Source organism: Herbaspirillum sp. C7C2, assembly GCF_022627865.1.
In the GTDB taxonomy this organism is placed as follows: Bacteria; Pseudomonadota; Gammaproteobacteria; order Burkholderiales; family Burkholderiaceae_D; genus Herbaspirillum; species Herbaspirillum frisingense.
On the sequence record NZ_JABXGI010000003.1, the window covers coordinates 479,197 to 488,128 of the forward strand.

Below are 8,932 nucleotides of genomic sequence, written 5' to 3' on the forward strand. Positions count from 1 at the left end.
TATTGTCGCCTGAATAGGGCGGCGGCGGGCTTATTTGGTGGAGAGCATGTAGCCGACGCTGCGTACCGTCTTGATCAGGTACTCGGCATCGCGCAGGGCCTTGCGCAGGCGCAGCACGTGGACATCCACGGTGCGCTCCTCGATCACCACGTGGTCCCCCCAGACCCGGTCCAGCAACTGGCTGCGCGAAAACACGCGGTCGGGATGGGCCAGGAAGAACTTCAGCAGCTTGTATTCGGCATGGCCGATATCGATGCGCGCACCCGACAGGCTCACCGAGCAACTGGCCGGATCGAGCGTAATCGGACCGGCCGACATCACTTCCTGCGCGTGCTCCGGGCTCTTGCGACGCAGCAGCGCCTTGATGCGGGCGGTCAGCTCGCGCGGCGAGAAGGGCTTGGTGATGTAGTCATCGGCACCGTTGTCGAGGCCGGCGATCTTGTCTTCTTCCATGCTCTTGGCGGTGAGCATGATTACCGACAGCTGCTGCAGCTGGCGATCGGCGCGGATGCGCGAGAGCAGGTGCAAGCCGCTACGGTCCGGCAGCATCCAGTCCAGCAGCACCAGTTGCGGGGCGCGATGCTGGACGAAGTCCCAGGCCGCCGCCGCGTTGGAGACGACGAAACTGGACCAGCCCGCCTCCTTGAGGGTGAAGGCAATCAGTTCGGCAATGGAGGGTTCGTCTTCGACGATGAGGATAGTAGTCATGGTATCGGTTGAGCAGTATCGCGGGTCTCCCCTCCGCAACCCGGTGATGGACGGCTCTTCCCGACCGCCACCACCGGCGCCGTGCTATCAGTCTTCTTCGTCTTCGATCGACTTGGCCGAACCGAAGTCGGTATGGCGGATATCCTTGCCACCGACCACGTAGACGACATACTCGGCGATGTTCTTGGCATGGTCGCCGATACGTTCGATGGCCTTGGCCACCCACAGGGTATCGATGGAACCGGAGATGGTGCGCGGGTCTTCCATCATGAAGGTGATCAGGCTGCGGGTGATGGAGCGGAAGCCGTGGTCGATGCGCTCATCCTGCTTGATCAGTTCGGCGGCCTGCTTGTCATCCAGGCGGGCGAATGCGTCCAGGGCGCTACGCAGCTGGTCCATGGCCTGCTCGGCGATCAGGCTCACGGTCTCGTAATGCGACACCAGACCGATCCCCCGCTTGTGCAGGTGGATGGCGGTCCGGGCGATCTTGGTCGCCTCGTCGCCCACGCGTTCCAGGTCGGTGATGATCTTGATGGTCGCCATGACGGTACGCAGGTCATTGGCGGTCGGCTGGCGACGCACGATGAGGTGGCTGCAGGCATCATCGAGTTCGACTTCCAGCCGATTGACGGCCTCGTCGTCCTTCATCACGCGATGCGCCACGTCCAGGTTACCGTTACGGAAAGCCGCAATCGCATCCTGGAACTGATGCTCCACCATGCCGCCCATGGCAAGCACCTTGGAGCGGATCTGCTCCAGATCCTGGTCATACTGTTTGGAGGAATGATCGCCGGTCATGTGACGTCCCTAAAAGAAAATTCTATAAAAAATATGTGCCCTGACTACTCTGTGGAATCGTCGTATCGGCGTAGCGAGCGCTTCGAGTTCGCGTCGAGAAGCGCAGCCGTACTGGAGTACGGCGAGCATCGCAGACGCGAAATCGGAGCGCGCAGTAGCCGAGACGACGGTTCAGCCGAACCGGCCGGTGATGTAGTCTTGGGTTTCCTTGCGCACCGGATTCATGAAGATCTGGTCCGTCTCGCCAAACTCCACCAGCTCGCCCAGGTACATATAGGCGGTGTAATCCGAGCAGCGGGCCGCCTGCTGCATGTTGTGGGTCACGATGGCGATGGTGTAGTCGTTCTTCAGCTCGCCGATCAGCTCTTCCACCTTGGCCGTGGAGATGGGGTCCAGCGCCGAGGTCGGCTCGTCCAGCAGCAGCACTTCCGGCTTGACCGCGACGCCGCGGGCGATGCACAGACGCTGTTGCTGACCACCGGAGAGCGACAGACCGCTCTTGTGCAGCTTGTCCTTGACTTCACCCCACAATGCCGCCTTGTTGAGCGCCCATTCGACGCGCTCGTCCATCTCGCCCTTGGGCAGGTTTTCGTACAGGCGGATGCCGAAGGCGATGTTGTCGTAGACCGACATCGGGAACGGGGTCGGCTTCTGGAACACCATGCCGACCTTGGCGCGCAGCATGTTCAGGTCTTGTCCCGGCTCCAGGATGTTGTTGCCGGCGTAGATGATCTTGCCCTCGGCACGCTGGCCGGGGTACAGGTCGTACATGCGGTTGAAGGTACGCAGCAGGGTCGACTTGCCGCAGCCCGAGGGACCGATGAAGGCGGTGACTTTGCCTTCCCAGATATTGAGGTTGATGTTCTTGAGGCCCTGGAATCCGCCGTAGTAGAAATTCAGTTGCGAAACTTCGAGCGTGGCCTTCTTGTCCGCAGCAGCGTTGGCGGATGCGGTAGTAGCGTGGCTTGCCATTTGATGAGCAGTAGTCATGTCGGTCACTTGGAGAATTAGCCGGGGATTTGTTGCTTGAACAGGGTGCGCGAGAGCACGTTGAGCAGCAGCACGCTGAAGGTGATCAGCAAGGCGCCGCCCCATGCCAGCGAGACCCAGTTGTCATACGGGCTCATGGCGAACTGGTTGATCACCACCGGCAGGTTGGCAATCGGACGGTTCATGTTGGTGCTGAAGAACTGGTTGTTCAGGGCGGTGAACAGCAGCGGCGCGGTCTCGCCCGAGATACGGGCCACCGCCAGCAGCACGCCGGTCACCACGCCGGCCTTGACGGCACGCAGGCGCACGATGATGGCCACCTTCCAGCGCGGCGCACCAAGTGCGAAGGCGGCTTCACGCAGGCCGCTGGGGACCAGCTTCAACATGTTGTCGGTGGTACGCACCACCACCGGAATGGCGATCAGCGAGATGGCAAAGGTACCGGCCCAGCCCGAGAAGTGGTTCACGTTGGCCACGTAGATGGCGTAGATGAACAGGCCGATCACGATGGACGGTGCCGACAGCATGATGTCGGTGACAAAGCGGGTCACCTGGGCCAGCTTGCTCTCCTCGCCATACTCGGCCAGGTAGACGCCGGCCAGGATGCCGATGGGGGTACTGATCAGGGTGCTGATGCCGACCATCATCAGCGAGCCGACGATGGGGTTCAACAGGCCGCCGCCGGCATCGCCCGGTCCGGGGGTGTTTTCGGTCAGCAGGCCCAGATTGAGCGCGGCCACGCCCTTGAAGACCAGGGTCAGCAGGATCCAGGCCAGCACGAACAGGCCCAGGCCCATGGCCAGGAAGGAGAACAGCATACCCATGCGATGCTGCAGCAGGCGCTTGCGGTAGACGGGATTGATGGCTTGCGGCGCGTTGGCGGCGGCGCTGCCGGTTGGTACGGTCTGGCTCATTATTTGGCTCCTTCCTTGCGGGTCATGCCCATCAACATGATCTTGGCGGCGGACAGGACGATGAAGGTGATGACGAACAGGATCAGGCCCAGCGCGAACAGCGAGGACACGTGCAGCTTGCTGGAGGCTTCGGCGATTTCATTGGCCAGGGTCGAGGCGATCGAGTTGCCGGCCGAGAACAGCGACCAGGACAGGCGGTGCGAGTTGCCGATCACGAAGGTGACCGCCATGGTCTCGCCCAGGGCGCGGCCCAGGCCCAGCATCACGCCACCGACCACGCCAGTCTTGGTGTAGGGCAGCACCACCTTGCGCACCACTTCCCAGCGGGTGCAACCGAGGCCGTAGGCCGATTCCTTCAGCACGGCCGGGACCACTTCGAAGACGTCGCGCATCACCGAGGAGATGAAGGGGATGATCATCACCGACAGGATCAGGCCGGCGGTGAGGATGCCGATGCCCATGGTGGGGCCGGAGAACAGCACGCCGATGCCGGGAATCTGGCCCAGCGTGGCCTTCAGGAAGGGCTGGCCGTATTCCGAGAACAGCGGGGCGAACACGAACAGGCCCCACATGCCGTAGATGATGGAAGGCACGCCGGCCAACAGCTCCACGCAGGTACCCAGCGGGCGGCGCAGCTTGGCGGGGCAGATTTCGGTGAGGAACAGGGCGATGCCGAAGCTGACCGGGAAGGCGATCAGCAAGGCGATGATCGAGGTCGACAGCGTACCCACGATGGCGATCATGGCGCCGAATTCGTTATTGGTCGGGTCCCATTCGACGCGCGTGATGAAACCCGGGCCGAAGGCCTGGAACGCGGGTGCAGCACCGATGATGAGGGAAACGATGATCCCGCCCAGCATCAGCAGCACCGACAGGGCGAAGATCAGGGTGATCTTGTGGAAGAAGAAGTCCTGCAGTCGCTGGCGGCGCATGACGGCCATCAACTTCTCGCGCGCGACCTGCGCACTATCAGTCTCTGTCGGGGATTTTTTGACTTCGGTATTCGACATTGCCGTGGTGGAATAATTAGCGCTCATTTGAATTCACCATTAAAACGGGCCATCGCCGCGAATGCTCTGTGCTCCAGAGTTGCTCGTTCTCGCTGCGATGGCCCGAATACTCCGTAGGGGAGAGGCTTGCTTGGCCGGACTTGTTCAGAGCCCGGCCGGACTTGACGGTGGCTTACCAGATCGCCTTGCCGCTGCTGTCCTTGACGTTGCTCTTCCAGGAATCTTCCACCAGCTTGGTGACCGAATCCGGCAGCGGCACGTAGTCCAGGTCGGCGGCGACCTTGCCACCATTCTTGTAGGCCCAGTCGAAGAACTTCAGGACTTCCTTGCCCTTGGCGCCATCGCCAGCCTGTTCCTTGTGCAGCAGGATGAAGGTGGCGCTGGAGATCGGCCACGATTCCTTGCCAGCGGCGTCGGTGAAGTCAACTGCGAAGCCCGGGGTCTTGGCCCAGTCGCCGTGGGCGGTGGCAGCCTTGAAGGAGGAGTCATCCGGGGAGACGAAGTTGCCGTCCTTGTTCTTGAGCTGGGTGTAGTTCAGCTTGTTCTTCTTGACGTAGGCGTACTCGACGTAGCCGATGGAGCCCTTGACCTTCTGCACGTTGGCGGCAACGCCTTCGTTACCCTTGCCACCCACGCCGGTGGGCCACTTGACGGCGGTACCGGCACCGATCTTGGCCTTGAAGTCGGCATTGGCCTTGGACAGGTAGGAGGTGAACACGTAGGAAGTGCCCGAAGCGTCCGAACGGTAGACGACGGTGATGTCGTCGGCCGGCAGCTTCACGCCCGGGTTCAGGGCGGTGATTTCAGGCGCGTTCCACTTGGTGATCTTGCCAGCGTAGATGTCGCCCAGAACCTGGCCCGACAGCTTGATCTGGCCCGGGGTCACGCCATCCAGGTTGACCACCGGGACCACGCCACCGACCACGGCGGGGAATTGGGTCAGGCCGGCTTCGGCCAGTTCGCTCTGCGGCAGCGGGGCGTCGGAGGCGCCGAAGTCGACGGTCTTGGCCTTGATCTGCTTGATACCACCACCGGAACCGATGGACTGGTAGTTCAGGCTGTTGCCGGTGGCAGTCTTGTACAGTTCAGCCCACTTGGCGTAGACCGGGTACGGGAAGGAGGCGCCGGCGCCGGTGATTTCTGCTGCATGAGCGGCACCGCTGAAGGCGAAAGCGCCGGCCACTGCGACTGCAACAGATTTGATCAGATGGTTAAACCCCATTTCAACTACTCCTATGATTTTGAGAGAGGAACGTCAGAAAGAAACATCACGATGGGAGGGATGACTTCCGAGACAGGGCGAACTTTAACCAGCTAATGTGACGAGTTTATGACCCGAACTTGTCATCCAGGCCAGCCCCGGCGGCCCTTCGCCGGGCGCCGGGGCAGATCCTGGTACCGGGCTGCAAAACCAGGCGCCAGGCTGCACGCGGGTTTCCTGACAATTCCGTGTCATGCCGAGAAACCCGCATTGCATATGAGCAAATATGTTTTTGTCATCACATGGGCTTGCTCTTATACTGAAGCAATGTGACAAAGCGACATGAGTGTTGTCATAAACTCGTCATACCTCCTAAATACACTGCCCGCTCAAAGTGGATGGACAGGGAACATTGATGATCAGAAAAGCAAAACCGGAAAGCAGCACACCTCCTGAACTTCCCGCCAATACGATTTACCTCAATCGCGAACTGTCGCAGCTGGCCTTCAACCGACGCGTGCTGGCCCAGGCCGAAGACGACAGCGTGCCGCTGCTGGAACGCCTGCGTTACCTCTGCATCTGCAGCAGCAACCTGGATGAATTCTTCGAAGTGCGCATCGCCAGCCTGCTGGCCAATCGCATCGAGGGCGAGAATATCGATCCGCCCGAACTGCGCGCCGCGCTGGAACGCACCAGCGCCGAATGCCACCGCATCGTGACGCGCCAGTACGAACTGCTCAACGACGAAATCCTGCCGCAACTGGCGGCCAACGGTATCCACCTGCTGCGCCACGATGACCGCAACGAGGCGCAGCGCGCCTGGGTCAAGCAGTATTTCGAGCAGCATGTGCGCCCGCTGCTGACGCCCATCGGCCTGGACCCGGCCCACCCCTTCCCGCAGGTGCACAACAAGAGCCTCAATTTCATCATCGAGCTCTCCGGCAAGGATGCCTTCGGGCGCGGCACGGCCATCGTCATCGTCAAGGCGCCACGGGTGCTGCCACGCGTGATCAAGCTGCCGGACCATCTCTCGGCCAAGGGCCAGTCCTCGTTCTGCCTGCTGTCCTCGGTGATCCATGCACACATCGCCGACCTGTTCCCGGGGCGCGACATCACCGCCTATTCGCAATTCCGCGTGACCCGCAACAGCGACCTGTGGGTCGATGAAGAAGAGGTCAAGAACCTGCGCCAGGCCCTGGAAACCGAATTGCAGAGCCGCCAGTTCGGCGTGGCGGTGCGCCTGGAAGTGGCGGCCAATTGTCCCGAACACCTGGCGCAGTTCCTGCTGAACCAGTTCAACATCGAACGCAACCGCCTGTACGCGGTACAGGGTCCGGTGAACATGGTGCGCCTGGGCGAGATCGTGAACCTGGTCAACCAGCCGGAGTTGCGCTTCCCGCCCTTCTCCCCCACCCTGCCGCCGCAACTGGCCAGCGAGAACATTTTTGCCGCCCTGGACAAGAAGGACGTGCTGCTGCACCACCCGTTCCAGTCCTTCCAGCCGGTGGTGGATTTCATCCGCACCGCCGCCCACGACCCGCGCGTGCTGGCCATCAAGCAGACCATCTACCGTACTGGCATGAACTCGGACCTGATGGAGGCGCTGATCTACGCCGCCCAGCACGGCAAGGAAGTGACGGTGATCGTGGAACTGATGGCGCGCTTCGATGAAGAAGCCAACATCAACTGGGCAGTCAAACTGGAGCAGGCCGGAGCGCAGGTGGTCTATGGGGTGGTCGGCCTGAAGACGCACGCCAAGCTGGCACTGGTGATCCGCCGCGACGACGACCAGGGCCTGCGCTTCTACGCCCACCTCGGCACCGGCAACTATCACCCCAATACCACCAAGTTCTATACCGACTTCGGCCTCCTGACCTCGAACCAGGAGCTCACGGCCGAAGTCAATGAGGTCTTCATCCATCTCACCAGCCTGACCAAGCCGCGCAATCTCACGCACCTGTGGCTGGCGCCGTTCTCGCTGCAGAAGGAAATCATCCGTGCCATCCGCAACGAAGGCCAGATCGCCCGCGAAGGCCGGCCGGCGCGCATCATCGCCAAGATGAATGCGCTGCTGGACGAGTCGGTGATCCGCGCCCTCTACGCGGCCTCGGCCGATGGCGTCAAGATCGACCTGATCGTGCGCGGTGCCTGCGCGCTGCGCCCGGGTGTGCGGGGACTGTCGGAAAACATCAAGGTGCGATCCATCATCGGCCGCTATCTGGAGCACTCGCGCATCTATTACTTCCGCAACGACCTGGCCCACGACGTCTACCTGGCCAGTGCGGACTGGATGAACCGCAACCTGTTCCGCCGTATCGAGGTGGCCTTCCCGGTGCTGGACAAGACGCTGAAGAAGCGGGTGATTTCGGAAGGTCTGAACCCCTACCTGAAGGACAACACCAATTCCTGGCAGCTCGACGTCAATGGCGTCTATACGCTCAAGAAACCGCGCACCAAGCAGCAGTGCTTCAACGCCCAGCAACACTTGATGACCACGCTGGGCATTCCGGCCACGCCACCGGAAGAGTGAGGCCAACACCGAAGCACTCCCGACGCCACCTGCCGATTTATCCGAGGAGCTGAGATGGACCTGATTCTATGGCGACATGCCGAGGCCGAGCTGGGCGAACCCGACGAGGGCCGTGCCCTGACCCCGAAGGGTCACAAGCAGGCTGCCAAGATGGCTGAATGGCTGGACCGCAACCTGCCGGAAAGCTGCCGTATCCTGGTCAGTCCCGCGACACGCACCTTGCAGACGGTGGAGGCCCTCAAGCGCCGGCACAAGGTGGTGGCCGACCTGGCCCCCAACATGACTGCGGCCGACCTGCTGCGGGCGGCCAACTGGCCGGACAGCCGCGAGCCGGTACTCGTCGTCGGTCACCAGCCGACACTGGGCCAGGTGGCCGCACAACTGATCTGCGGCCAGCCGCAGGAGTGGTCGCTGCGCAAGGCCAATATCTGGTGGATCAGCCAGCGCGAACGCGGCGACGTCACCACCAACTACCTCAAGGCGGTGGTGGCACCGGAATTGCTGGCGACCTCGGGCAAGCATCACCCGCGCTGACAGCCGGTCTGGCAAGGTATAAAAAAACGCTGCGACCGGCACCGGCTGGTCGCAGCGTTTTTTTCTTTTTTGCGTTCCGGGCTGAACACATGCCGCACGAGCAAACAAGACGGCTGCAAACATTCAAAGTTAAACGAGCCATTATGCCCCATAAAACCAATGTGACCTGCTGACCTGCCCGGTTTTTCCGGACCAGTTTAATTTGGAATAGCTCCGGTTGATAAAGTGTTTCCTGTTTTCTTGCTGA

Annotated in this window: 8 protein-coding genes; 2 read left to right on the plus strand and 6 right to left on the minus strand. The window is 61.5% G+C overall.

Going from position 1 to position 8,932, the window contains the following annotated elements; all coding sequences use genetic code 11:
* Positions 1-30 precede the first annotated feature (30 nt).
* The 6 genes from HWE04_RS08050 to pstS form a co-directional block, all read right to left on the minus strand.
* The gene (locus HWE04_RS08050) at positions 31-708 is read right to left on the minus strand and encodes a response regulator (protein ID WP_006464987.1); all 678 of its coding nucleotides are present in this window, start codon (positions 706-708) and stop codon (positions 31-33) included.
* An 87-nt stretch (positions 709-795) separates the two neighbouring features.
* Complete coding sequence (gene phoU, locus HWE04_RS08055) at positions 796-1,506, minus strand: phosphate signaling complex protein PhoU (protein ID WP_006464986.1); 711 nt, start codon at positions 1,504-1,506, stop codon at positions 796-798.
* A 171-nt stretch (positions 1,507-1,677) separates the two neighbouring features.
* Positions 1,678-2,478: a phosphate ABC transporter ATP-binding protein PstB gene (gene pstB / locus HWE04_RS08060; RefSeq protein ID WP_006464985.1), complete on the minus strand. Its 801-nt coding sequence runs from the start codon at positions 2,476-2,478 to the stop codon at positions 1,678-1,680.
* A 35-nt stretch (positions 2,479-2,513) separates the two neighbouring features.
* Positions 2,514-3,410, minus strand: coding sequence for a phosphate ABC transporter permease PstA (gene pstA / locus HWE04_RS08065; protein ID WP_006464984.1), 897 nt, complete (start codon positions 3,408-3,410; stop codon positions 2,514-2,516).
* Positions 3,410-4,420: a phosphate ABC transporter permease subunit PstC gene (gene pstC / locus HWE04_RS08070; RefSeq protein ID WP_039876741.1), complete on the minus strand. Its 1,011-nt coding sequence runs from the start codon at positions 4,418-4,420 to the stop codon at positions 3,410-3,412. Before pstC ends, pstA begins: the two co-directional genes overlap by 1 nt.
* Positions 4,421-4,592: 172 nt before the next feature.
* Positions 4,593-5,642 (minus strand): phosphate ABC transporter substrate-binding protein PstS, encoded by a 1,050-nt coding sequence (pstS, locus tag HWE04_RS08075; RefSeq protein WP_234295768.1) that lies wholly within the window; start codon positions 5,640-5,642, stop codon positions 4,593-4,595.
* A 394-nt stretch (positions 5,643-6,036) separates the two neighbouring features.
* On the opposite strand from pstS, the gene ppk1 reads away from it, so the two are divergent.
* The gene (gene ppk1 / locus HWE04_RS08080; RefSeq protein ID WP_006464981.1) at positions 6,037-8,151 is read left to right on the plus strand and encodes a polyphosphate kinase 1; all 2,115 of its coding nucleotides are present in this window, start codon (positions 6,037-6,039) and stop codon (positions 8,149-8,151) included.
* A 54-nt stretch (positions 8,152-8,205) separates the two neighbouring features.
* A complete protein-coding gene (locus tag HWE04_RS08085; RefSeq protein WP_241812064.1) occupies positions 8,206-8,685 on the plus strand; it encodes a SixA phosphatase family protein in 480 nt (159 codons plus the stop codon).
* Positions 8,686-8,932 lie beyond the last annotated feature (247 nt).

Bases quoted from the DNA above. Each gene is read 5' to 3' on its own strand.
- pstS (WP_234295768.1), bottom strand. From the start codon at position 5,642: ATGGGGTTTAACCATCTGATCAAATCTGTTGCAGTCGCAGTGGCCGGC.
- pstA (WP_006464984.1), bottom strand. From the start codon at position 3,410: ATGAGCCAGACCGTACCAACCGGCAGCGCCGCCGCCAACGCGCCGCAA.
- HWE04_RS08050 (WP_006464987.1), bottom strand. From the start codon at position 708: ATGACTACTATCCTCATCGTCGAAGACGAACCCTCCATTGCCGAACTG.
- HWE04_RS08085 (WP_241812064.1), top strand. From the start codon at position 8,206: ATGGACCTGATTCTATGGCGACATGCCGAGGCCGAGCTGGGCGAACCC.
- phoU (WP_006464986.1), bottom strand. From the start codon at position 1,506: ATGACCGGCGATCATTCCTCCAAACAGTATGACCAGGATCTGGAGCAG.
- pstB (WP_006464985.1), bottom strand. From the start codon at position 2,478: ATGGCAAGCCACGCTACTACCGCATCCGCCAACGCTGCTGCGGACAAG.
- ppk1 (WP_006464981.1), top strand. From the start codon at position 6,037: ATGATCAGAAAAGCAAAACCGGAAAGCAGCACACCTCCTGAACTTCCC.
- pstC (WP_039876741.1), bottom strand. From the start codon at position 4,420: ATGTCGAATACCGAAGTCAAAAAATCCCCGACAGAGACTGATAGTGCG.